The organism is Bacillus sp. BR3(2024), from assembly GCF_039134555.1.
Lineage (GTDB): Bacteria > Bacillota > Bacilli > Bacillales > Bacillaceae_G > Bacillus_A > Bacillus_A cereus.
Genome location: NZ_CP152433.1, coordinates 5,046,671 through 5,070,453, shown reverse-complemented (window position 1 = coordinate 5,070,453; position 23,783 = coordinate 5,046,671). Strand labels below are relative to the sequence as shown.

Below are 23,783 nucleotides of genomic sequence, written 5' to 3'. Positions count from 1 at the left end.
TACGGATTTTTTTGTGTGTATTTTATGGATAATTTTACAAAAATGGTATAATTATATTGATGCTTGTATAAGTAGAAGTGTACAACAATTTATATTTCATAAAGGGGATGGATCAATGATTGGTGAAATGAAGCGAGAAGCATTGTACTCTTTAAAGGGAAAATGGGGACTAGGTGTTGGATCAACAATTTTATATTTTATTTTAAGTTATGTCGTTTCGATGGCTGCAATGCTTATACTGTTAATTCCAGGAATTATTATATTTCTCTCAGTTGCAGGCTTAACTGGATCATTTGAAGAGGAAACGATGTCAATTGGAGCAGGTATTACCTTTGGAATTTTTTATTGCATTATGATAATTTTGAGTAACGCATCGTATGGGATTACGTCATATGGTTATACAAATGTATTTTTACAGATTAGTAAACGAGAAGATGCTAAAGTAGATTACTTATTCGAAGGATTTCGTGGCTTTAAAAGAATGATGAAAACAATGTGGGCAATGCTTGCGATTTTGTTATATACAGGTACATGGATTCCGATGCTGTTAATAGGCTTATTTGCATTGTTAGGTGAAGAAGGGAATACGTCATTTGCAATAGCTTTCTTCGTACTATTAGCAATTTCAATTGTTGGTATGATTGTGATGTATTTTTCTTATGCACTGACGTACTATGTGATGATTGAAAATCCAGAATATAGTGTTTCGCAGGCGATGAAGGAAAGTAAGAATCTTATGAAGGGTCATAAGTTAGATTTGTTTCTTTTATGGCTGAGCTTCATAGGATGGGCTATTTTAGCGCTGCTTACTTTTGGAATAGGATTTCTTTGGCTTAGTCCGTATATGAGTACGACGACAGCACACTTTTATCGCTACATTTCAAAAGGTGAATTTCAATAGGAACATGCTATACTAATAGAATTATTGTGTATAGGAGGCGAGGCTACGCATGATTAGTGATTTAAAAGGAGAAGCACTAGATTCATTAGAAGGGAAATGGGGATTAGCTGTTGGAGCTACACTACTCATTTCAATTCTTATCACGGCTTTTAGTTTTAGTGTTGATTGGGGATTTTCTTTAATTTTCGGTTGGCAAAAAACAAATGGTTCACTTTCAACGAATATTCTTTCATTTTTTGTTACTGGACCGTTAACTTTAGGTGGATATTACCTTGGTTTAAATATCCTTCGTGAAAAGCAAGCTAGTATTGGTAATGTATTTATTTGGTTTTCAGAGGGAAAGAGATTTCTAAAATCATTTTTATTATATTTATTAGTAAATCTTTATCTTTTCTTATGGACGTTATTGTTCATTATTCCAGGTATTATTAAATCATTTTCTTATGCGATGACATACTTTATTATAAACGATCATCCTGAGTATTCACTGAACCAAGCTATTACAGAAAGTCGTCGTATGATGGATGGACATAAGATGGAGTATTTCATTTTATGTTTAAGTTTTATTGGCTGGTTTATATTAAGTTGTATTACGTTAGGGATTGGATTCTTATGGTTAATTCCATATTTCTATACGACATCTGCAGCTTTTTACGAAGAGATTGCAGAAGAATATTATGAGAAAAAAATTTAGCACTATAAAACCCCCAGTATGAATTATTTGTTCATACTGGGGGTTTTTTGTAGAAATTTTATAAATTGATTACTAGTAAGTGGTTTACTGAAATAGTAACCTTGCATATATTTACAGTTATGTTTTTGCAGAAACTTAAGTTGTTTTTCGGTTTCAATTCCTTCGGCAACGACTGAAAGATTTAAAGTATTTGCGAGGGAAAGTATTGTAGAAACGATGGCTCGTTCTTCAGGACGATGATCAGCTAATTGTGTAAATTCTCTCGGTACTTTTAATGTGTCGATTGGAAAAATTGATAAATAAGCAAGAGAAGAATACCCAGTACCGAAGTCATCAATGGAAGTTTGGATACCGTACTCTTTTAATTGCTTCAGTCTCAATAATGTTTCTTTCTCGTCAATCATTGCAATTCTTTCTGTTAACTCAAGTGTTACATATTTTGGATCGACTTGCACGTCGTTTAATATTTGTGAAATGTTTTCGATTAATTGATCTTGCCGGAATTCTTTTGCGGATAAATTAACACTTATTTTTAAATTTTGGTAGCCAAAGGTATGCCATATTTTTAATTGGAGACAAGCTTCTTGTAATACCCAATGTCCAAGTGGGACTACTTGTGGCGTCTCTTCTACAATTGGAATAAACTCACATGGTGAAATGTCACCTAATAGTGGGTGTTTCCAACGTATTAAAGCTTCAGCACCGATAATTTTATTTGTTGTCGTATCAATTTGTGGTTGATAAACGAGATAAAATTCTTTGTTTACTAAAGCGATTGGCAAATCTTTTTCAATTCGAGCTTTTCGTTCCATTTTTTTATATAGTTCTTTCGTGTAAAGAGAGCTACCGTTTTTTCCTTTATTCTTTGCTTCGTACATGGCCATATCAGCATGCTGCAAAATGGATAGCGCATCTTCACCTGCTTCAGGATATATTGCAATTCCGATACTCGGTGAGATTTGTAAATGTTGATTTTCGATTTCAAATGGCTCATTCATGGCCGCTACAATCCTATCAGCTATTTTTTGGACATCTGGCTTTTTTTTGTAATTCTCGATAAGGATTGTGAACTCATCCCCAGCTAGCCGCGCGAGTTTCATATTTGATGTTGCTATTCTTTCGAGCCTTTTTGCTACTGCGATGAGTAATAGGTCTCCTACTCGATGACCGAGGGTATCATTAATAACCTTAAAACGGTCTAGGTCGAGAAACATAACAGCAAAAGGCTTTTTCGATATTTTTGCTCGCGCAATTGCCTGTTCTAAATGTTGATGAAATGCACGACGATTTGCAAGCTCTGTTAAAGTATCATGGTATGCTAGGAAGTTGATTTGTTCTTGTTGTTGTTTGCTTTCCGTAATATCTTTAATCATTAAATAAACCCCAGAAATTTTCTCCTTTAAAAAGATCGGTACGGCGGTAACGTGCAAGTAGTAAATATCTCTGTTTTTATGGTAAGCCCGTATTTCTAAAGAAATAGAATATCCCTTTTTCACGCGATGAAAGGCGTTAATCATTTCTTCTAAATCTTCTTCGTATATGAGTGAGTAGTAAGGCTGGTTTAATAATTCATTCGTTTGATAACCGAGTAAAGTAGTACCAGCGTTATTTACTTTGAGAAAATTACCGTACAAATCTAATGTGAAAATTGGATCGGGATGATGCTCGTATAAAGATTTAAACATTTGTTGATTATGATAGAGTTCATTTTTCTGTTCTACTAAATCTTCTGTACGTAGTTTAATTTGTTTCTCGAGTTCTGAGTTGAATTGCATTTGAGCGATCAATAATATTTTATTTTGTTTTCGAACTAAACTATGACGTATGAGAACGAAAGAAAAAGTTATTATAAGTCCGATTACTATAATAGGCGCAAAAACGTATTCAACTAATATAAAAACAATAAGCATTACTACCGAAATATACGGTAATGATAATCGGATTGATTCGCCAATTTTAGGTGTTAGTAGTACTTGTTCTTGTTTTTCAGGCTTTTTTGTATGGAGAATACAGGCGATTGCTACTAGTACTAAGGTTACTTGATAGAAAGGCGTAACTGTAAACATAGAATACTCTGGTATGAAGTATTTTATATAAGCATAAATCGCATCTGTAGTAGCATATAAAATTAAAGCACTGCCAAGAAGTGCACCGATCTTTTTAGGTAATAAGGATAGTGGTTTGAATAAAAGGTTGATTCCTATTAAGAGAAAGAGTAAATCAGCCATTGGATAGGTAAGTTGAACAAATATGTCGATATAGGATGTTGTAAAGATATGAATAGTTCGTTCAATAAGTAAGTAGTAACTTAAAGTAAATTGGGCTGTAACGATAATACAAATATCACATAGCATAAAAAGTTTTTCTAATAAATCTCGGTTATAAATGATTTCGTATAGAAAGGCAAACGTAAAGCTAACTAAAAAAAGTAAGTAAAAAAAGTCAGATGGATCAACGAACGTATAGAAGTCCTTTACAATTAAACGCTGATAGGCAACGACTATATCACCGATAAAATAAGAGAGAGCTCCAACAGATAATATGATCCAAAATAAACGAGATAGCCCTTCTTTCATGTTTGAAAAATAAAGTATATAACTACAAGCGATAATATCAATTAATAGGGTGCTCGTTCCGATTAATAGCTGAAAAGGAAATGAGTATTCATATACAAAAGGCATTGCTACATAGTGAAGCGTTATAGACAGCAATACAATGCTTATAAGAATACTTACATGTGTTTGTTTTTTCATTTATATCACCTACGGTTTCTTGAAAAGCATATATAAGTTTTATATTTATTTTGCACAATTATAGCAAGTTGTAAAGATAGATTTTAATAATTCTTGTTTCTGTCTCCCAACATATCGACATAGGAATTTGAAGTTTGCTATAATGATTAGAATAGTTGCATTATTTAGAAAAATTTAAAAATAATAATTACTGCAACTAGGACATATTGTTTACTATGTGAACTTGTTCTTAATTTAGGGGGGAGGGTTTCACAATGGCAAGTGTATATGAAAATAGTTATATGATCGTTTTGATTTTCTTGCTATTAGGTATATTGCTGCCGGTAGTGGCTCTTACATTAGGAAGGATGCTGCGCCCAAATAAACCAAGTGCAGCAAAGGCGACGACGTATGAGAGTGGAATTGAGCCTTTTCATGATGCAAATATTCGGTTTCATGCTCGTTATTATATTTTCGCTTTATTGTTTGTGATCTTTGATGTAGAAACTTTATTTTTATATCCTTGGGCTGTTGCGTATGACAAGCTAGGTTTATTTGCATTAATTGAAATGCTCATCTTTGTTGTAATGTTGCTAGTTGGATTAGCGTATGCTTGGAAAAAGAAGGTGTTACAATGGTTATAAATTTTGAGGAATTACATCCAAATGAGCGAGCAGAATTAGAACGAAATATCTTTTTTTCTACATTGGAACAGTTGAAAGGATGGGCGAGGAGCAACTCTTTATGGCCGATGACATTCGGACTGGCATGCTGTGCAATTGAAATGATGGGGGTAGGCTCATCACATTACGATTTAGATCGATTTGGGTCATTTTTTCGAACTTCACCAAGGCAATCGGACGTCATGATTGTATCGGGAACAGTAACGAAGAAGATGGCTCCTATTGTTCGGCGTTTATATGATCAAATGCCCGAACCGAAATGGGTTATTGCGATGGGATCTTGTGCGACAGCAGGTGGTCCGTATGTAAATTCATATGCTGTTGTGAAAGGTGTAGACCAAATCGTACCAGTTGACGTGTATATTCCTGGTTGTCCCCCAAATCCAGCTGCTTTAATCTATGGAATTAATAAATTAAAAGAGAAAATTCGTTACGAGGCAAAGACCGGAAAGCAGGTGACGAATAAATGAGTAATCCAAATAAAGATTTAGAGGATCTGAAAAAAGAAGCAGCTAGGCGTGCGAAAGAAGAAGCGAGAAAACGCCTTGTAGCGAAACACGAGGCGGAAATAAGTGAACTTGAGGAGGAAGATCAAGAAAAAGAGAAAGCGCTACCAAAAAATGATGATATTACTATAGAAGAAGAAAAAGCGAAAGCCAAGGCGAAGGCAGCAGCCGCAAAAGCAAAAGCGGCGGCGTTAGCGAAACAGAAAAGAGAAGGAACCGAAGAAGTAACGGAAGAAGAAAAAGCGAAAGCCAAGGCGAAGGCAGCAGCAGCTGCAAAGGCAAAAGCGGCGGCGTTAGCGAAACAGAAAAGAGAAGGAACCGAAGAAGTAACGGAAGAAGAAAAAGTGAAAGCCAAGGCGAAGGCAGCAGCAGCTGCAAAGGCAAAAGCGGCAGCGTTAGCGAAACAGAAAAGAGAAGGAACCGAAGAAGTAACGGAAGAAGAAAAAGCGAAAGCCAAGGCGAAGGCAGCAGCCGCAAAAGCAAAAGCGGCAGCATTAGCGAAGCAGAAAAGAGAAGGAACCGAAGAAGTAACGGAAGAAGAAAAAGCGAAAGCCAAGGCAAAGGCGGTGGCGGCGGCAAAGGCGAAAGCGGCAGCATTGGCGAAGCAGAAAGCCTCGCAAGGTGATGGGGATTCGGGAGATGAAAAGGCAAAGGCAATTGCAGCGGCAAAAGCGAAAGCAGCAGCGGCTGCAAGAGCGAAGACAAAGGGAGCTGAAGGTAAGAAAGAGGATGAGCCGAAGCAGGAAGAACCGTCCGTAAATCAGCCGTATTTAAATCAGTATGTTGAGGCTATTAGGGAGAAGTTAGGAGAGGGTGCATTAGTAGATTCCTACATTAATAAACTGTCAAAGGATGTGCCAACTCTTGTGGTGGATCCCGAAAAGTATTATGAAGTGATGGAGTCACTGCGATTCCATGAGGGACTTGCTTTTGATTATATGTCAGAGCTACATGCGACGGATTTTGTGACACATATGGAAGTGTATGTTCATTTGTTTTCATATGGCAAGAAACAATCGGTAGCGGTGAAGATAAAGCTAGACCGGGAAGCGCCGCAAGTCGAATCTGTGACAGCGCTTTGGAAAGGAGCTGACTGGCCGGAGCGAGAAGCATACGATTTGCTCGGCATTGTATTTAAAGGGCATCCGAATTTAACGCGTATTTTAATGCCAGATGATTGGGTAGGATATCCGCTTAGAAAAGACTATGAACCGTATGATGTGGAGGTGTAGCTATGATCCGCACGGAAGAGATGCTTTTGAATGTAGGACCTCAGCATCCGAGTACACATGGTGTGTTCAGGCTCGTAATTAAGATTGACGGGGAAATTATTAAAGAAGCTACACCTGTTATTGGATATTTGCATCGCGGGACCGAAAAGATCGCTGAGAGCTTACAGTATACGCAAATTATCCCTTATACAGATCGAATGGACTATTTATCAGCCATGACGAATAATTACGTCATTTGCCATGCTGTGGAGACGATGATGGGGCTTGAAATTCCGGAGCGTGCCGAATACTTGCGAGTACTTGCGATGGAGTTAGGAAGAATTGCGAGTCATCTCGTTTGGTGGGGGACGAATCTTCTTGATATAGGAGCGGTCAGCCCGTTTTTGTACGCGTTTCGTGAACGAGAGATGATTATAAATTTATTAAATGAATTATGCGGGGCACGGCTTACTTTTAACTATATGAGAGTTGGTGGTGTGAAGTGGGATGCGCCAGATGATTGGATTGAAAAGGTGGAAGAGTTTGTTCCGTATATGAGGGAGCAATTAGCAGGTTATCATGATCTTGTTAGCGGTAATGAGATTTTCTTAAATCGTGTGAAAGGCGTTGGTATATATAGCGCGGAAGAAGCGATCTCGTATTCTTTAAGCGGAGCAAATTTGCGGTGCACTGGAGTAAACTGGGATCTTCGCAAAGATGAGCCGTATTCGATTTATGATCGTTTTGATTTTGATATTCCTGTTGGAAGCGTGGGAGATGCTTGGGATCGCTACGTTTGCCGAATGCAAGAAATCGAGGAGTCTTTAAAGATTGTTGAGCAAGCGGTTCAGCAGTTCCCGAAAGATGGAGCTGTGCTGGCAAAAGTACCGAAAATTATTAAGGCACCTAAGGGAGAAGCATTTGTACGTATCGAATCGCCGCGCGGAGAGATTGGTTGTTATATCGCAAGTGACGGAAAGAAAGAGCCGTACCGTTTGAAGTTTCGTAGGCCATCTTTTTATAACTTGCAAATTTTACCGAAGTTATTGAAAGGTGAAAACATCGCTAATTTAATTACGATTTTAGGTGGAGTTGATATTGTACTTGGGGAGGTTGATGGCTAATGATTGAGACGCTCTTACAATCACCTTCAAGCTGGACGAATTTCTTCATTTTTTTCGGATTAGCGGTACTTCTACTATTTGCAGTCCTTGGCTTCGTTACATATGGAATTTTGGCAGAACGGAAAGTGATGGGGTTTATGCAAGGGCGGATTGGACCAAACCAGGTTGGAGGCCGATTCGGTTTACTGCAAACGGTAGCTGATGTTTTAAAACTATTATTGAAAGAAGATAGTATTCCGAAAGCAGCAGATAAACCGCTGTTTATATTAGCGCCTGTCATTGCATTTGCACCAGCATTTATGGTGCTTGCGGTTATCCCGTTCACTGATAAATTTCAATTTGCAGATATTGGAGTCGGGCTACTTTATTATATTGCTGTTTCCGGTATTACGACGATAGGTGTTGTAACTGGGGGATGGGCATCGAATAATAAATATTCCCTTTTAGGAGGGATGCGTGCGGCGGCGCAAATGATTTCTTATGAGATTCCGCTCGTAATGAGTGTAATTGGCATCGTTTTGCTAGCTGGTAGTCTGAATTTAAATGAGATTGTAGCGGCGCAGGAGAAGGTCTGGTACATTTTCGTACAGCCAATTGGATTCGTCGTTTTCTTAATCGCAGCAGTTGCAGAGTTAAATAGGACGCCATTCGATTTGCCGGAAGCGGAGTCAGAACTTGTTTCTGGATATCATACGGAATACTCAGGTTTTCGCTGGGCGTTTTTCATGCTTTCAGAGTACGTATATTTCTTCGGGATGGCATCGTTAATTACAGTGCTCTTTTTAGGCGGATGGAATCCAGTCATGTTTCTTGGATTTATCCCAGGTGCCGTATGGTTTGCTTTGAAATTTAGTAGTGTAGTCTTTCTATTAATTTGGTTCCGCGTTACGTTCCCGCGTATAAGAGGTGACCAGTTAATGGAGTTTGGATGGAAAGTATTATTGCCGATTGCACTTGCAAATATTTTCTTAACGGCATTGATTAAGGAGTTATTCTTCTAATCTATGAGGGGGGTGCCAGTAAGAGATGAAAGGACTATTTAAAGGGTTAAAATATACATTAAGTAATTTGAGCAAGAAGAAGGTAACGTATGATTATCCAAATCAACCGTTGCCGTTGCCAGACCGTTTTCGGGGGATTCAAAAATTTTATCCGGAGAAATGTATTGTTTGTAATCAGTGCTCTAACATTTGTCCGACAGACTGTATTCAGTTAACAGGAAAGAAACATCCGGATCCTACGAAAAAAGGAAAAATTATCGACACGTATGATATTAATTTTGAAATTTGTATTCTTTGTGATTTATGTACAGAAGTTTGTCCGACAGAGGCAATTGTCATGACAAGTAACTTTGAACTCGCGGAATATTCACGTGATTACTTATTTAAAAATTTGCAGTGGCTTGACGAAAACGACGAAAACGTCAGGAAGGAGAATAAGGCATGAATGGCGAGTTTGTAGCATTCTTTATACTATCCTTGTCTGCAATTATCGGCGGTGTTCTTATGTTGAACTTAACGAAAGTTATGCACATGATGCTAGCTCTCGTTCTGACATTTCTCAGCATTGCAGGTTTGTATTTTCTTTTGTCAGCCGAATTTATAGGCGTTGCACAAATTTTACTTTACTCTGGTGCAATCACAATTATTATGATTTTCGGCATTATGTTAACGAAACATAACGCGGAAAATGAATCGCGTCTTACTCTTCGAAAATGGATTATCTTCTTTGCAGTTGTAGCATTTGGAGCGGTTATGTATTTCGCTATTAATAATGTTGATTTTGCAAATGAAAGCACACAAGGAAGTTTACCTCTCCATGAAAACAACACACTTCAAATCGGTACGCTTCTCTATTCAAAATATATTATTCCATTTGAACTAACTTCAGTTATTTTACTTGTAGCACTCGTTGGCGCAATTATACTTGCGAAAAAGGACGAGAAAGAGGAGGATTCCAATGAGTAGCGTTCCAGCTTCTGCATATTTAACACTTGCGATTATTTTGTTTTGCATCGGTCTATTTGGAGCTTTAACAAAGCGGAATACAGTAATCGTATTAGTTTGTATCGAATTAATGCTGAATGCTGCCAATTTAAACTTAGTGGCGTTTAGTAAATTAGGCTTATTTCCGAATTTAACAGGTCAAATTTTCTCACTGTTTACGATGGCTGTAGCGGCAGCGGAAGCGGCGGTAGGACTCGCTATTTTAATTGCTTTATATCGTAATCGTACAACAGTTCAGGTGGATGAAATGGATACGCTTAAAGGATAGCATTGTGACCGAAAAAGGGGGAAGGAAACAATGATCGATTATGCATGGCTCATACCGCTTTTCCCACTCGTTTCGTTTTTGTTACTTATTATATTCGGGAAGAAAATTAGAGAAGGAAGCAGCGTACTTAGTATTTTTTTCGTCTTTCTCTCCTTTATACTTGCGGTACTTGTGTTAATAGAAAGGTTTTCAGAAGCAAGCGTGAAGCATAAGTGGGTGTGGCTTAGAGCTGGAGATGTGGATATATCATTCGGCTTTGAAGTAACTGCATTAGGAGCTTTAATGTTATTTATCGTGACGCTTGTGAGTCTACTTATACATGTGTATTCGAAAGGTTATATGAAAGGTGATGAACGATTACCAACCTTTTACGCATATTTAGGACTCTTTACATTTGCGATGTTAGGGCTTGTTATATCAACGAATTTATTACAGCTTTATATATTTTGGGAATTAGTTGGGCTTGGTTCATTTTTACTTATCGGTTTTTATTTCTTTAAAGAAGAAGCGAAGGCTGCTGCAAAAAAGGCTTTTATTATGACCCGTATTGGGGATGTTGGTTTATTTATCGGGATGATTTTAATTTTTTGGTACGCAGGTAGTTTTGAATATGACGCAATATTTAGGGCGATTTATACAGGGGATCTACCTCCTTACATGATTACAATAACAGCGATATTAATTTTTATCGGGGCGATGGGAAAATCAGGTCAGTTCCCCCTTCATACGTGGTTGCCAGATGCAATGGAAGGGCCAACGCCCGTTTCGGCACTTATTCACGCGGCGACGATGGTCGCAGCTGGCGTATATTTAGTAGCGACGATGTTCCCTCTATTTTCAGCAAGTACAGTGGCGATGCAGACAGTGGCAATCGTTGGAGCTTTCACTGCAATCTTTGCGGCCTCTATTGGTCTTGTGCAAACAGATATAAAGAGGGTGCTTGCTTATTCTACAGTTAGCCAGCTCGGGTATATGATGCTCGCGTTAGGTTCTGCCGGTTATGTAGCTGGTATATTCCATTTAACGACACACGCTTTTTTTAAAGCACTATTATTTTTGGCGGCAGGAAGTGTAATTCATGCTGTGCATACGCAAAACATTAATAAAATGGGCGGTTTACAGAAGAAGATGAAAGTAACTGGTACGCTATTTTTAATAGGTACCCTTGCCATTAGCGGTGTTCCGCTGCTTTCCGGTTTTTTCAGCAAAGATGAAATTTTAGCGGCGACGTGGATGAATGGCAATTACGTTTTATTTACTTTAGCGGTAATTGCGGCGTTTTTAACAGCATTTTATATGTTCCGCCTATACTTTCTTGTCTTTACTGGAGAAACGAAGACGAAGGAAGAAGTGCATGAATCGCCTCGCGTTATGACGTATCCAATGATTGTTCTCGGCGTTCTTGCGGTAGTGGCAGGATATATAAATACACCATGGTTTGGGACATTTCTCGGAGATTGGTTGACGAAAGATGTAGGGTTTAAGGTTGAAGAAGCGCATGGACCAGTTTGGATTATGATTGTTGCGACACTCGTTTCATTTGCGGGAATCGCTCTTGCATATTTCATATATTGCAAGAAATCAATTTCTAGAGATTGGGCTGGGGGTACGGAAACATCTCTTTATAATCTTTTGAAAGAAAAATATTATGTGGATGAACTATACAACATGACGGTGATCCCTATTACGAAAGGAATCGCTCATGTGCTTCGCTTATTTGAAATGTATGTAGTCGAAGGAATTGCAGTTTTAATTGGAAGTGTAGTTAAAGGCACAAGTAATCTTGGATCGAAACTTCAAAACGGGAATGTACAAGTGTACGGTACTGTAACGGCGGTTTCGCTCGCTGTACTCGTCATTATTTTGCTCTATACGGGAGGGGATTTACGATGAATGATTTGTTGTTAACGTTCTTCATTTTTTCCCCGCTTTTAGGAATTTTATTGCTTGTATTAACACCGAAAAAGGAATTGCGTACAGTGCGAGCGCTTGGCTTATTTGGGACGGCACTTCCATTTGGAATCGCTATCGTCCTCGCTTGTACATATGCTTCTGGAAAGAATTTGTCACTATTCGATGAAAAGATGAAATGGATTAAGTTCGGCGATTTTACAGCGGTAGATAAAAGGTGGTTTTCTATTTATTACGAGCTCGGTATTGATGGTTTGTCGCTTGTCATGATGGTACTGACGGCACTTCTAGCAACGCTTGCAGCAATTGCAGCCTTTTCTATTAAAAGAAATTTAAAAGCATTTTATATGCTGTTACTCATGCTAGAAATAGGAATGCTCGGCGTCTTTGCTGCTCAAAACTTAATGTTGTTTTTTATCTTCTTTGAAATTACGTTGCCACCAATGTTCTTATTAATTGGAAAGTGGGGAAAATTGTCGAGTGAAAAGGCTGCGTATAGTTATTTAATATATAACGGTATTGGCTCAGCTATTTTGCTCATTGTTTTCTCAATTTTGTTCGCGAAAACAGGTACAACAAATATTGTGGAGCTGAAAGAGATATTAAGAAGCGTAAACGCAGAGGGAGCACTCGTCATCCCAAGTAGTTTGCAGCTTAGTGTATTTATTGCCATAATGATTGCTTTTGCAATTAAACTACCTGTTTTTCCGTTGCACCGCTGGATGGTCAATGTACACATAGAAGCGCATCCAGCTGTAGTTATGCTTCATGCGGGTGTTTTGCTGAAGATTGGAGCGTACGGTATTATTCGCTTCGGGAAAGGGCTATTCCCGGAATATTTTCACGATGTTGCAACACTAATTGCGATATTAGGCGTAATTAATTTATTATACGGTGCCTTTTTAGCGCTCATCCAAACGGACTTTAGGAAAGTACTGGCTTACTCTAGTATTTCGCATATGGGAATTGTGTTAATGGGACTTGCGTCACTTAATGCACCTGGTACACAAGGAGCGTTATTCCAGGTTGTATCACATGGTTTAATTGCAGCCTTGCTGTTTTTCTTACTCGGTGTTATAGAACAACGTTTCGGAACATCAGACATTACAGCGCTTGGTGGACTCGCAAAAAGTGTCCCAGTACTTAGCGGCTTCTTCTTAGCAGGAGGAATGGCATCGCTTGGATTACCAGGGATGTCTGGGTTTGTTAGTGAATTTCTTGCCTTTCTCGGTTTATTTCAAGGAGAGCCCGTCATTGCTGCAGTCGGTGTGATTGGCATCATTTTAACCGCTGTGTATGTATTAAGGGCGACACTTCAAGTGACATTTGGAAAGAAAGAGTGGGAAGCAAAATCTGATATACACGGATGGGAGTATGTCCCTGTTTTACTACTTATCTTTTGTATTATTGCAATTGGAGTTATGCCAGAGATACTAGGGGATCCGCTTCAAAATACATTGAAAACATTGGGGGTGAAGTAGGATGGATATGAATACGTTACTTAGCTTATCGTGGCATCTAATGGTGCCAGAATTTATTATTCTCGGCGCCGCCATCCTCCTTTCCATATGTGATTTGTTTTTTAAGCTGAACCATAGATATGTAGCTCTTGGTGCGATTGCTGCCATCGTATTAGCAATCGTGTCATTAATTACTCTATATAGCGAACCGGCAGGAGATATTTTAAATGGATCGTTTGTGTTAGATGGATTTTCAAAAGGGTTTAAAACGTTGCTATTAGGTGCCTCAGCTCTCATTTTATGCACCGCGATGAGCGATGATAAGAAGAATCCAATCGAAGATAAGGGCGAATATTATTATTTATTTTTAATGGCGCTTCTTGGTGCGATGTTCATGGCTTCTAGTGTTGATTTTATTACCCTTTTCGTTGGTTTGGAGTTACTTTCACTTTCTTCTTATATTTTAGTAGGAATACGAAAAAAGAGCCGTGCATCAAATGAAGCGGCAATGAAATATGTCATTAGCGGAGGAATTGGAACGGCGATTACGCTCTTCGGAATGAGTTATTTATACGGTATTACAGGTTCAACTAACATTGTAGATATGCAAAAGGTACTCACTGGGGAGCTCGCTAGTGGTATTCAGTTATTGTTAGCTCTCGCATTTCTTTTATTGCTAGTTGGTCTCTCATTTAAAATTGCCACAGTGCCGTTTCATATGTGGGCACCTGATGTGTATGAAGGAGCGACTACACCTGTTACTGCTTTTCTTGGAACGATTTCTAAAATTGCTGGGTTCCTACTCATTATTCGTTTGTTCCTTATGATCTTTGCAAGTGTATTAATACAAGGAGATATGCAATCTTTATATGGGCATATGAGTATATATATTGCAGTGCTAGCAAGTATTACGATGATTGTTGGGAATGTAGTCGCGTTAAAACAATACAATATAAAGCGTTTATTTGCTTATTCAGGCATTGCACATGCGGGGTATTTACTCGTTCCACTTGTGGCATTATCACCATTTACGATGGATAGCATGTGGTTTTATATGCTGGCATACATGCTTATGAATATAGGCGCATTTGCCATTATCCACGGCTTAATCTTACAAAATGATGAGGAAAATATAACAATTTTCACAGGTTTATATAAAAGGTCGCCATTTACAGCGATAATGATGACAATTTTTATTTTATCGTTGGCTGGGATACCAGGAACGGCTGGATTCATTGGAAAGATTAATATCTTTTTAGGCGCACTTCATGTAGAGCCAGCACATTACGTACTAGCTTCGATTATGATGGGTACGACGGTTGTTTCATTCGTATATTATTTCCGTATTTTACAACAAATGTTTTTCCGAACCGGAGAGACAGAAGAGAGAATACGGTTACCGTTAAATATAAAGGTTGTTATGAGTCTTTGTGCAATTTCGATTGTAATACTAGGGATTATGCCGATGATTGGGTACAATTTCTTTTATGAATATTTTCCATTAATGAAAGATTTCTTCTTCTTAGGGAACGTGGTACAATAGTGAAAATAAAAGGTGTGGAGTCAGTACTCTGCGCTTTTTATTTTGTGTTAACTTGTAATGTAGATATACGTTTTTGGAAAGAAAATCACGATGTAAAATGTAAGATGTCTATGTGCATTTGAAAAAGTGTAGCTCCTACTTATTATGGTATCGTTTTTATATTCTTTCATAAGTAGTAGCTGAGTAAAAAGGGGTCGATTTTTTGGCACAACTTTTAGGGCAACAAGCACTGATTGCCATTGTTTCGCATTTATTGTTTATTACCATTACGTGGTGGGCCTTACAAGGCATTCACATTGAGCGTTTAATGAAGTCCGGAAAAGTGCTGCAGACGCGAGTATTACTCATCTTAATTACAATTGCAATTGGGACATCTGTAAGTAACTTTTTCCTTGATTATTTAGGCTATTCGAAGAGTTTAACGTATTTAGTAAAGTAAGTGTATAGAACCTCAAATCTCCGTTAACAATGGGGATAGGAGGGGATGAAATTGAAGCTTAAAGCCATTCTTATTGTTGCACTTAGTGTTGTTTTATTTTTGGTTGGATATAGAGAGATGAAACCGATAAGCGATGAAAAGAAAATGGAGAGCATGATCAAGGCTTTAGAGAAAAATGATGCTAAAGTAGAAAAATGGTCATGGTTAGCGAGAGAAACAAAAACAATTTCTAACATACATACGTTTCAAAAGTTGTTAAACGATGTGAAGGAAAAGGCAAATATTCAAAAGTGGGAAGTAGAGCAATCTCCAGATGGATATAAAGCTACATCCTATAAAAAGCTTTCTTCTTATGAAGAACGAGTAGTAGTAACTTGGAGTAAAGAAAATACTAAAGAAAATACTAAAGAAAACACTTTCATTATCTTTGAAGTAAGTGGGGCGAAATGGGACCCGAAGTATGTTCAAAACATGAATAAAATTTTTAGTGAAAAACCTATAATTTACACTTGTGTTCAAGGTGTACTGAATGATAAGATTGAAGGTGTTTTGCAAAATAAAACCAATCAGGTTTTGAAAGATCTTTCAGCAAGAGCGATCGAACAAGTAGAAGAAAGAGCATTTGTGTCAGTCTCCGCATACAATAAAAAGTGGGATGACGCTCTTTCAACAAATAGAGAGAAAATAAATGTGCAAATAGCAATACGTTCTACAGACAACAAAGATACAATTGTGGTTGGCACACCGATCATAACTTCTGAGTATTGAGTGAATAGATACTGAAAAAAGGACACGGAGGGGAATAATTTGGAAAAGATCATCGTCCGTGGCGGAAAGCGGTTAAACGGCACAGTGCGTGTTGAGGGCGCAAAAAATGCTGTATTACCTATAATCGCTGCAGCCCTATTAGCGAGTGATGGAAAGAATGTACTATCTGAAGTACCAGTTTTGTCTGATGTATACACAATTAATGAGGTATTACGTCATTTAAATGCTGAAGTCGTATTTGAAAATAATCAAGTTACAATCGATTCTTCTAAAGAACTAAACATTGAAGCACCATTTGAATATGTACGTAAAATGCGTGCATCTGTTCAAGTAATGGGACCATTATTAGCACGTAACGGTCGTGCTCGTATTGCACTTCCTGGTGGATGTGCAATTGGTTCACGTCCAATTGACCAACATTTAAAAGGCTTCGAAGCAATGGGAGCAAAAGTACAGGTTGGTAACGGTTTTGTTGAGGCATATGTTGAGGGAGAACTAAAAGGAGCTAAAATCTACTTAGACTTCCCAAGCGTAGGCGCGACAGAAAACATTATGTCTGCAGCTACATTAGCAAAAGGGACAACAATTCTTGAAAACGCAGCGAAAGAACCAGAAATCGTTGACTTAGCTAACTTCTTAAATGCGATGGGAGCGAAAGTACGCGGAGCTGGAACTGGAACGATTCGTATCGAAGGCGTTGATAAATTATATGGTGCAAACCACTCTATTATTCCTGACCGTATTGAAGCGGGAACATTCATGGTTGCAGCAGCAATTACTGGTGGAGACATCTTAATTGAAAATGCTGTACCTGAACATTTACGCTCAATTACAGCGAAAATGGAAGAAATGGGTGTTAAAATTATTGAGGAAAACGAAGGTGTACGTGTTATCGGCCCAGATAAGTTAAAAGCGGTTGATATTAAAACTATGCCCCACCCAGGTTTCCCAACAGACATGCAATCACAAATGATGGCATTATTACTACAAGCTGATGGAACAAGCATGATTACAGAAACGGTATTCGAAAACCGCTTTATGCACGTTGAAGAATTCCGTCGTATGAATGCTGATATTAAAATTGAAGGTCGTTCTGTTATTATGAACGGTCCAAACAGCTTACAAGGTGCTGAAGTAGCAGCAACTGACTTACGTGCTGCAGCTGCATTAATCTTAGCTGGTTTAGTATCAGAAGGTTATACTCGTGTAACTGAGTTAAAACATCTTGACCGTGGCTATGTAAACTTCCATAAGAAATTAGCTGCATTAGGTGCAACTATTGAACGTGTAAACGAAAAAGTAGAAGAAGTGAAAGAACAAGAAGTTTCTGATCTTCACGCTTAATTAAAATAGTCTCTATGTCTTTTGACATAGGGGCTATTTTTTTGGGTTATTACTGTTATAGTCAATAAATTCTATACTTATGCACGTACCAGTAAAAATATTTAGAAAATTTCTGTTTTATACTCTTCCCCTTAAGTATGTTCTAAAAGAAAGAGTTGTTCCATAAGAATGAATGGAGTAAAGCTTTTATATTGGAGGAAAATAGGATGAAATTTTCAAAGCCACTTTTTATTACAGTAGCGCTCTTAATAGCGCTCGTTATCATTGTACCTGCAGCCCTTGTTATTCCATTTGCGAAAGCAAAAGTAGGGGAAGAAACGGCCTCTAAAACTCCTCCAGCGATAGAAAGCATACCAGCTCCAGGAAAAGTGGATACAGCTGTTCAAGTTGCTGTATATCGCGAAAAACAGAAGAAGGTAGAAACATTACCAGTGGAGGAGTATGTGACAGGTGTAGTAGCTTCTGAGATGAATGCCAGTTTTGAAATAGAGGCACTAAAGGCGCAGGCATTAGCAGCGAGAACATTTGTAGTACAACGTATGTTAAGCGGAGGAAAGAAAAATAATGCGGACGTGACAGATACGGTGAAAGATCAAGTGTACAAAAGCAAAGATGAATTGAAGAAGCAATGGGGTAATAACTACGAAAATAATTTGAAGAAAATCGAAGAAGCCGTTTCGAAAACAGCAGGACAAGTTTTAACGTATGATGGAAAACCAATTTCAGCATCCTTCTTTTCAACGAGTAATGGCCGAACAGAAAATGCAGCTGACTATTGGGGAAATGATTATCCGTACTTGAAAAGTGTAGATAGTCCGTGGGATCAAGCCTCTCCAAAGTTTACGAGTGAGCAAACATTTACAGTAGCTGATTTTCAAAAACGTCTCGGTGTGAAAGTGTTAGCAGACGGGAAGGTTGGAAATATTAAAGACCTTACGGAAGGAAAGCGCGTAAAGGATGTAGCTTTTCAAGGAAAAACATTAACAGGAAAAGAAGTTCGTGAAAAGTTAGATTTACGTTCTTCTGATTTTACGTGGAAACAACAAGGAGATAAAATCATCGTTACGACGAAAGGCTTTGGTCACGGCGTTGGTATGAGTCAATATGGGGCGAACGGCATGGCAGCGGAAGGAAAGAAATATACAGATATCGTCGCTCATTACTATAAAGGCGTTGAAATAAAGACGATGAATGATTATGAAGGAAAATTGATGGTGAAGAAATAGGTGTCAGAACTCTGGCATCTATTTTTTTTTGTTTAAAATATCATAATTTTCCATTAACTGTTTGATATAATAGGATAAAAAGGCATTTGGGGGAAATGAAATGGCGTTACTAGAGTTGAAACAATTAGGGAAGACGAACCAGTTACCGGCAATTGAGCTAAAGGTTGAGAAAGGACAATGTATTGTTTTGCAATGCAATAATCATACAGCTAAAGTGTTACACCGCATTATTATTGGTGAAGAAGAAGCTTCGACTGGCAATGTACTGTTTGAAGGAGAAGCAATTGGAAAGAAAAATTATTCCCGCATCGGCTTTTGTTTTTTGAAGGATGAGGCATATGATCGTTTGAAGGTGAAAGAATACTTTAAGTTTTTAATAGGGCTTTATGAATCAAAGATAAGTATAGAAGAAGTTGTGCAGTCTGTTGGTCTCCTAGATAAGCTAAACGTTAAAATAGAAAAACTATCATTTTCAGAGAAGCGTCGTCTTCATATTGGACGAATAATGATTCATAATCCGGATTTAATTATTTTGGAAGAACCGGAGCAAAATGTAGATATAGAGAGTACGGTTATTATTCGAAAAGCAATTATGAAAATGAAAGAGCAAGGAAAGGCAATCTTTATTACGTCATCATTTTTATCGGATGCCCTTTCGTTAACAGAGGATGTATACATATTAAACAATGATGGTGTGAAAAAGATAGAAATTGAGCAAGAGGAAGTGGAAGAAGTCGGTGAAGAAAAAGTCATTCAAATGATTCCGCAAATGAAGTTAGAAAGAATACCTGCGAAAGTGAACGATAAAATCATTTTACTTGATCCGATGGAAATCCATTTCATTGAAACGCAAAACGGAGTAACGCATATTCACGTTCGTGAAGGCGATTTCGTATGTGCATTAACATTAAGTGAACTAGAAGCGAGATTAACAGGTTTTGGTTTCTTTAGATGTCATCGCTCGTACCTTATAAATTTACAAAGAGTACGAGAAGTGATTACATGGACTCGTAACAGTTTCAGTTTAATTTTAGACGACGAAAGAAAAAGTTCGATTCCGCTTTCAAAAGGACGCATGGATGAATTAAAAGGTGTGATTGGGCTATAAAAAGTGCTCCAATAAGCTCAACATGCGATTCATTCACCGGTAAAAATACTCCTTTTATCGGTATTTTACTGCGTAATCCCTTTGTTTTTCATATGATTGAGTCAAGAAAAGCGAAACAAACGAACGAAAAGCGCTAAAGCGACTTTCATCTATAAAGAAGAAAAACAAAGGGGATGAAGAAATGACATTGGCAATTGAAATGAAAGATGTAATGAAAAGTTTCAGTGGAAAAACGGCACTTCGAAATGTAAATATTGAGGTGAAGCAAGGAGAGATATTCGGATTCCTCGGACCGAGTGGATCTGGTAAGACGACAACAGTAAAAATTTTAACTTCTCAATTGCTTCATAGTGTTGGAACGGTAAGAGTATTAGGGAAAGATATTACAGGACCAAGTAGCATCGATTACAAACGAATTGGTATTTTAACAGATAACAGCGGCTTATATGAAAGACTTAGCATTTATGATAACTTACTATTATTTTGTGACTTATACGATTGCAAAAAAGAACGAATCGATGAAGTACTAACACAAGTAAATTTATTAGATGATAAAAAAACACCAGTAAAGAAATTATCAAAGGGAATGAAGCAACGCGTCACACTAGCGAGAGCAATCCTTCATAAACCAGATATCCTCTTCTTAGATGAACCAACATCTGCACTTGATCCAGTAAACGTACAAAACATTCATAAAATCTTAAAAGACTTAAATGAAGAAGGAACGACGATTTTCTTAACGACGCACAACATGGATGAAGCAGAAACGCTTTGTAACCGTATTGCCTTCCTTTGTGGCGGAGAAATTGTAGCACTCGATACGCCAGAGAACCTGCGCTTACAATACGCTAAGGATCAAATAGAGGTCGTATTAAAAGGTAAACGAAAAGAAGTAGTGCAAAAAGATGAATTAGGCGCAAATCGTATTTCAGAATGGATGAAAAAGGGCGAACTGTTATCTATTCATTCACACGAACCAACGCTAGGCGATATCTTTATTGAAGTTACTGGGAGGGGATTATAATGACATTTTCAATGAGACGTGTATCAGCTATTTTTAGAAAAGAAGTACAAGATTTTAAGACAAATTCACAAGTGTTGTTAATGGCATTTTTACCAATTATACTTTCATTTTTGTTTAGCAGATTTGGAGTGGGAAAGGAAATGTTAGGTATTACTACTATAACGGCCTTCCTATTTGTCGCAGGCTTTGTTCAATCTATGGTAATTGCAGAAGAAAAAGAAAAACATACATTGCGTGTATTAATGCTATCACCGGCATCTTCGGTTGAAGTTCTACTTGGAAAGAGTTTATTAACATCGGGTCTGACGATGGTCATTTGTATTGTAAATTTATTCATTTTAGATCAGTTAAATATTAATCTTCCATTGGTAGGATTGATATTCTTATGCGGAACTATTTTGTTTATCGTACTTGGAACAATGATCGGATTACTTGCATCTTCTGTACCACAAACATCAATAATTGGAATGCCGATATTAATGACGATGTATTTGGCTGTACAGTTTGAGCCAATGGTTGAAAATAAAGTAATTAAGACGATGATTGGATATCTTCCAACATCTCATATTGTGAAAGCACTTAAAAGCTTAGTAGGTGGGGCGGGATTTAGTAGTATTAGTGGGCATGTATTAAATGTTGCAGTTTGGCTTATTATATCGCTCGTTGTATGTTTAATCGTATATAAAAAGAAACAATTAGACTAAAAACTGAGCTAAAAGTGCTCAGTTTTTTCTTTTTTCTATCATTTCCTCGGAAATTTTACAGTTCTTATACATATTTTTACAGATTTTGTCGAAAAGTAATTAGTTATACGTTGTATAGGATACGTGAATATTGTTCAAAATGATTGCTGAGGTGATGATGGAATGCGAGGAAGAAATAATAAAAAGTCGCAAAAGGTAGTACATTTATTTCAAAAAAGATGGGTGTTTCCGGCACTATACATTGCTTGTGCAGCGGTAATCTTAATGGTTGCGCTATGGTTCCAAGGAGCTAATCCGAAGAAGACTCCAAACCACGATCAAGCAACACCGTATACACAATCGGAAGATCCAGCAGTACCAGTAACGAAATCTTCAGAAGTAGTGAAAATGCCAGCTGCCGCGAATGCGGAAGTAGTCGTACAGAAGAAATTCTATGAAGATGCAGCAACTGAGGCGGAACAAGAAAAAGCACTTGTCTTTTATAACAACACATATTCCCCGAACAAAGGAATTGACATTGCTGCGAAGAATGGAAAAGAATTCAATGTTGCTGCTGCTTTAAGTGGTACAGTAACGAAAGCTGAAAAAGATTCACTTCTTGGTTATGTTGTAACAGTTGATAGTGGAAATGGTGTAGCGGTATCTTATCAAAGCTTAGGCAGTGTGAAAGTAGAAAAAGGTGCAAGAGTTGCACAAGGTGAAGTATTAGGAACATCCGGTCTAAGTGCAATGAATAAAGAGGCAGGCTCTCACGTTCACTTTGAAGTACGTAAAGACAATGTGGCTGTGAACCCTGAACGTTACTTAAATAAATCAGTAACAGAAATTAAAGCTGATGCAGGTGCTGCAAAGGCTACGAATGCTTCTGGTAAAAAAGCTGATGACAAATCTCAAAAAGAAGAGAAGTCAACGAGCACGAAACCAGAAAGTAAAACAGAAGACAAGTCTCAAAAAGAAGAGAAATCAACAAGCGGTTCAACTAGTGACAAAAAAGAAGAACCGAAGAAAGAAGAAAAATCAACAAATGGTTCTACAGAATCATCTAACGATTCTTCTTCACAAGAATAAGAAAGTGAAAAAATCAGTTCCCACTAGGGGAGCTGATTTTTTTATTTTTATCCCGCATTAACGGGCAGTAAGACTCCTACTTCAAAATTCAGTAAAAGCTAAGAAGTTAGGTCGGGCATCAACTGCCCGTAAAAGCCCGATTGGTGAAAGCTAATAATCAGTGGGAAATGGCACCCACTGATTAAAGTTTCACTTTATATAAAAATACTCAATTTCGAGAAAAAAGTTGCAAAAACAAGGAAAAATGACGAGATTCTCGAATATATATTACAAAAGGGAGGGGATACTGTGTCATTTTTATTTGTTCTGTCGACTGCTATTATTTTATTGTTTGTTTTATTCACCTTATATTATTATATTGCCGGTAAGAAAGAGGTTCCCCACCATCAATTATTAGAAGAAGAGTTTGAAAGAGAAGAATGACGCCTTATACATAAGGTGTCATTTTTTTTCGTCAAAATAGTCACTGTTAACGTATTTCTCACAAAAAAACGTAATTTTTCTTAACTTAGTCCGCAAAAATAGTGAACATGTAGCATATATCAGTAGTGCGGGCAATACAATGGTATAAACCAAAGCAAAGAGAGTGTTTGAGGTGAGAAATCGTGAATCATTTCATTATAAATCCAAGAATGTTTAACGCTTACAAACAGCACTCACACTTACTTCTTAGTCGTATGCAGCGAGGCTCATTTCACCCTTCTCACATCCAAATTAGGGAGGCGAGTGGTGTGCACGATTACATCAAAGAGAGAACTATCAAGATTGGTAAGTATATCGTGGAGACAAGAAAGACAGTGCGTGTCATTGCAAAGGAATTTGGGGTATCAAAGAGTACAGTCCATAAAGATTTAACAGAGCGTCTACCAGAAATTAATCCAGAGCTCGCAAATGAAGTGAAAGAAATTCTTGATTATCATAAGTCTATTCGTCATTTAAGAGGTGGAGAAGCAACAAAGCAAAAGTATAGAAAAGAAGATGTAGAGAAGCCTGTACGTCAATAATGTTACAGTAGCAAACATTCCGTTCACATTCGGTAATATTTTTCAGAAGAATTCTTTTT

Annotated in this window: 24 protein-coding genes; 23 read left to right on the top strand and 1 reads right to left on the bottom strand. The window is 37.7% G+C overall.

All coding sequences use genetic code 11. From position 1 onward, the window contains the following. The first annotated feature begins 115 nt into the window (after window positions 1-115). Both V7S45_RS26175 and V7S45_RS26170 read left to right on the top strand, forming a co-directional pair. Window positions 116-901 (top strand): DUF975 family protein, encoded by a 786-nt coding sequence (locus V7S45_RS26175; protein WP_000578827.1) that lies wholly within the window; start codon window positions 116-118, stop codon window positions 899-901. Between the two features lie 49 nt (window positions 902-950). Further along, window positions 951-1,595, top strand: coding sequence for a DUF975 family protein (locus tag V7S45_RS26170; protein WP_000622462.1), 645 nt, complete (start codon window positions 951-953; stop codon window positions 1,593-1,595). 23 nt (window positions 1,596-1,618) lie between these two features. Here V7S45_RS26170 and V7S45_RS26165 read toward each other — a convergent pair whose 3' ends face one another. After that, complete coding sequence (locus tag V7S45_RS26165; protein ID WP_025688647.1) at window positions 1,619-4,348, bottom strand: EAL domain-containing protein; 2,730 nt, start codon at window positions 4,346-4,348, stop codon at window positions 1,619-1,621. Between the two features lie 254 nt (window positions 4,349-4,602). On the opposite strand from V7S45_RS26165, the gene nuoA reads away from it, so the two are divergent. The 21 genes from nuoA (at window position 4,603) to spoIIID (ending at window position 23,724) form a co-directional block, all read left to right on the top strand. Then, entirely contained in the window at window positions 4,603-4,971 is a 369-nt protein-coding gene (nuoA, locus tag V7S45_RS26160) for an NADH-quinone oxidoreductase subunit NuoA (protein WP_000179273.1), read from the top strand. Continuing rightward, entirely contained in the window at window positions 4,962-5,480 is a 519-nt protein-coding gene (nuoB, locus tag V7S45_RS26155; RefSeq protein ID WP_000236331.1) for an NADH-quinone oxidoreductase subunit NuoB, read from the top strand. The genes nuoA and nuoB overlap by 10 nt, the downstream gene beginning before the upstream one ends. Further along, entirely contained in the window at window positions 5,477-6,748 is a 1,272-nt protein-coding gene (locus V7S45_RS26150) for an NADH-quinone oxidoreductase subunit C (protein ID WP_342761590.1), read from the top strand. Before nuoB ends, V7S45_RS26150 begins: the two co-directional genes overlap by 4 nt. Window positions 6,749-6,750: 2 nt before the next feature. Continuing rightward, window positions 6,751-7,851 (top strand): NADH-quinone oxidoreductase subunit NuoD, encoded by a 1,101-nt coding sequence (nuoD, locus tag V7S45_RS26145; protein ID WP_223698981.1) that lies wholly within the window; start codon window positions 6,751-6,753, stop codon window positions 7,849-7,851. Then, window positions 7,851-8,852: an NADH-quinone oxidoreductase subunit NuoH gene (gene nuoH, locus V7S45_RS26140; RefSeq protein WP_000573426.1), complete on the top strand. Its 1,002-nt coding sequence runs from the start codon at window positions 7,851-7,853 to the stop codon at window positions 8,850-8,852. Before nuoD ends, nuoH begins: the two co-directional genes overlap by 1 nt. Before the next feature lie 25 nt (window positions 8,853-8,877). Then, entirely contained in the window at window positions 8,878-9,297 is a 420-nt protein-coding gene (gene nuoI, locus V7S45_RS26135) for an NADH-quinone oxidoreductase subunit NuoI (protein WP_342761589.1), read from the top strand. Further along, window positions 9,294-9,818 carry an NADH-quinone oxidoreductase subunit J gene (locus V7S45_RS26130; protein ID WP_342761588.1) on the top strand — a complete coding sequence of 175 codons (525 nt, stop codon included), beginning with the start codon at window positions 9,294-9,296 and terminating at the stop codon, window positions 9,816-9,818. Before nuoI ends, V7S45_RS26130 begins: the two co-directional genes overlap by 4 nt. After that, on the top strand, window positions 9,811-10,125 hold the full coding sequence (gene nuoK, locus V7S45_RS26125; RefSeq protein WP_000100079.1) for an NADH-quinone oxidoreductase subunit NuoK: 315 nt from the start codon (window positions 9,811-9,813) through the stop codon (window positions 10,123-10,125). Before V7S45_RS26130 ends, nuoK begins: the two co-directional genes overlap by 8 nt. Window positions 10,126-10,155: 30 nt before the next feature. Then, window positions 10,156-12,018 carry an NADH-quinone oxidoreductase subunit L gene (nuoL, locus tag V7S45_RS26120; RefSeq protein WP_025688654.1) on the top strand — a complete coding sequence of 621 codons (1,863 nt, stop codon included), beginning with the start codon at window positions 10,156-10,158 and terminating at the stop codon, window positions 12,016-12,018. Beyond that, window positions 12,015-13,517 (top strand): NADH-quinone oxidoreductase subunit M, encoded by a 1,503-nt coding sequence (locus V7S45_RS26115; RefSeq protein WP_000998925.1) that lies wholly within the window; start codon window positions 12,015-12,017, stop codon window positions 13,515-13,517. The genes nuoL and V7S45_RS26115 overlap by 4 nt, the downstream gene beginning before the upstream one ends. Before the next feature lie 7 nt (window positions 13,518-13,524). Further along, on the top strand, window positions 13,525-15,039 hold the full coding sequence (gene nuoN / locus V7S45_RS26110; protein ID WP_342761920.1) for an NADH-quinone oxidoreductase subunit NuoN: 1,515 nt from the start codon (window positions 13,525-13,527) through the stop codon (window positions 15,037-15,039). Between the two features lie 202 nt (window positions 15,040-15,241). Further along, window positions 15,242-15,478 carry a DUF1146 family protein gene (locus tag V7S45_RS26105; RefSeq protein ID WP_000057889.1) on the top strand — a complete coding sequence of 79 codons (237 nt, stop codon included), beginning with the start codon at window positions 15,242-15,244 and terminating at the stop codon, window positions 15,476-15,478. A gap of 45 nt (window positions 15,479-15,523) precedes the next feature. Further along, window positions 15,524-16,246, top strand: coding sequence for a YwmB family TATA-box binding protein (locus tag V7S45_RS26100; RefSeq protein ID WP_342761587.1), 723 nt, complete (start codon window positions 15,524-15,526; stop codon window positions 16,244-16,246). 39 nt (window positions 16,247-16,285) lie between these two features. After that, window positions 16,286-17,590 (top strand): UDP-N-acetylglucosamine 1-carboxyvinyltransferase, encoded by a 1,305-nt coding sequence (gene murA / locus V7S45_RS26095; RefSeq protein ID WP_000411274.1) that lies wholly within the window; start codon window positions 16,286-16,288, stop codon window positions 17,588-17,590. Window positions 17,591-17,796: 206 nt separating this feature from the next. Beyond that, window positions 17,797-18,816, top strand: a complete 1,020-nt coding sequence (spoIID, locus tag V7S45_RS26090; RefSeq protein WP_000672663.1) for a stage II sporulation protein D — start codon at window positions 17,797-17,799, stop codon at window positions 18,814-18,816. A 100-nt stretch (window positions 18,817-18,916) separates the two neighbouring features. After that, a complete protein-coding gene (locus V7S45_RS26085) occupies window positions 18,917-19,924 on the top strand; it encodes a LytTR family transcriptional regulator DNA-binding domain-containing protein (protein WP_001185925.1) in 1,008 nt (335 codons plus the stop codon). 181 nt (window positions 19,925-20,105) lie between these two features. Next, on the top strand, window positions 20,106-20,948 hold the full coding sequence (locus V7S45_RS26080; protein ID WP_000170866.1) for an ABC transporter ATP-binding protein: 843 nt from the start codon (window positions 20,106-20,108) through the stop codon (window positions 20,946-20,948). Beyond that, a complete protein-coding gene (locus V7S45_RS26075; RefSeq protein WP_048655556.1) occupies window positions 20,948-21,652 on the top strand; it encodes an ABC transporter permease in 705 nt (234 codons plus the stop codon). The genes V7S45_RS26080 and V7S45_RS26075 overlap by 1 nt, the downstream gene beginning before the upstream one ends. Before the next feature lie 162 nt (window positions 21,653-21,814). Then, window positions 21,815-22,720, top strand: coding sequence for a M23 family metallopeptidase (locus V7S45_RS26070; protein ID WP_001214926.1), 906 nt, complete (start codon window positions 21,815-21,817; stop codon window positions 22,718-22,720). Between the two features lie 288 nt (window positions 22,721-23,008). Continuing rightward, window positions 23,009-23,143, top strand: coding sequence for a hypothetical protein (locus V7S45_RS26065; protein WP_000008901.1), 135 nt, complete (start codon window positions 23,009-23,011; stop codon window positions 23,141-23,143). A gap of 308 nt (window positions 23,144-23,451) precedes the next feature. Further along, window positions 23,452-23,724, top strand: a complete 273-nt coding sequence (spoIIID, locus tag V7S45_RS26060) for a sporulation transcriptional regulator SpoIIID (RefSeq protein ID WP_000544012.1) — start codon at window positions 23,452-23,454, stop codon at window positions 23,722-23,724. The last annotated feature ends 59 nt before the right edge of the window (window positions 23,725-23,783 follow it).

Excerpts from the sequence above, each read along its gene's own strand:
- V7S45_RS26175 (WP_000578827.1), top strand. The coding sequence starts at position 116 with ATGATTGGTGAAATGAAGCGAGAAGCATTGTACTCTTTAAAGGGAAAA.
- V7S45_RS26170 (WP_000622462.1), top strand. The coding sequence starts at position 951 with ATGATTAGTGATTTAAAAGGAGAAGCACTAGATTCATTAGAAGGGAAA.
- V7S45_RS26165 (WP_025688647.1), bottom strand. The coding sequence starts at position 4,348 with ATGAAAAAACAAACACATGTAAGTATTCTTATAAGCATTGTATTGCTG.
- nuoA (WP_000179273.1), top strand. The coding sequence starts at position 4,603 with ATGGCAAGTGTATATGAAAATAGTTATATGATCGTTTTGATTTTCTTG.
- nuoB (WP_000236331.1), top strand. The coding sequence starts at position 4,962 with ATGGTTATAAATTTTGAGGAATTACATCCAAATGAGCGAGCAGAATTA.
- V7S45_RS26150 (WP_342761590.1), top strand. The coding sequence starts at position 5,477 with ATGAGTAATCCAAATAAAGATTTAGAGGATCTGAAAAAAGAAGCAGCT.
- nuoD (WP_223698981.1), top strand. The coding sequence starts at position 6,751 with ATGATCCGCACGGAAGAGATGCTTTTGAATGTAGGACCTCAGCATCCG.
- nuoH (WP_000573426.1), top strand. The coding sequence starts at position 7,851 with ATGATTGAGACGCTCTTACAATCACCTTCAAGCTGGACGAATTTCTTC.
- nuoI (WP_342761589.1), top strand. The coding sequence starts at position 8,878 with ATGAAAGGACTATTTAAAGGGTTAAAATATACATTAAGTAATTTGAGC.
- V7S45_RS26130 (WP_342761588.1), top strand. The coding sequence starts at position 9,294 with ATGAATGGCGAGTTTGTAGCATTCTTTATACTATCCTTGTCTGCAATT.
- nuoK (WP_000100079.1), top strand. The coding sequence starts at position 9,811 with ATGAGTAGCGTTCCAGCTTCTGCATATTTAACACTTGCGATTATTTTG.
- nuoL (WP_025688654.1), top strand. The coding sequence starts at position 10,156 with ATGATCGATTATGCATGGCTCATACCGCTTTTCCCACTCGTTTCGTTT.
- V7S45_RS26115 (WP_000998925.1), top strand. The coding sequence starts at position 12,015 with ATGAATGATTTGTTGTTAACGTTCTTCATTTTTTCCCCGCTTTTAGGA.
- nuoN (WP_342761920.1), top strand. The coding sequence starts at position 13,525 with ATGAATACGTTACTTAGCTTATCGTGGCATCTAATGGTGCCAGAATTT.
- V7S45_RS26100 (WP_342761587.1), top strand. The coding sequence starts at position 15,524 with ATGAAATTGAAGCTTAAAGCCATTCTTATTGTTGCACTTAGTGTTGTT.
- spoIID (WP_000672663.1), top strand. The coding sequence starts at position 17,797 with ATGAAATTTTCAAAGCCACTTTTTATTACAGTAGCGCTCTTAATAGCG.
- V7S45_RS26085 (WP_001185925.1), top strand. The coding sequence starts at position 18,917 with ATGGCGTTACTAGAGTTGAAACAATTAGGGAAGACGAACCAGTTACCG.
- V7S45_RS26080 (WP_000170866.1), top strand. The coding sequence starts at position 20,106 with ATGACATTGGCAATTGAAATGAAAGATGTAATGAAAAGTTTCAGTGGA.
- V7S45_RS26075 (WP_048655556.1), top strand. The coding sequence starts at position 20,948 with ATGACATTTTCAATGAGACGTGTATCAGCTATTTTTAGAAAAGAAGTA.
- V7S45_RS26070 (WP_001214926.1), top strand. The coding sequence starts at position 21,815 with ATGCGAGGAAGAAATAATAAAAAGTCGCAAAAGGTAGTACATTTATTT.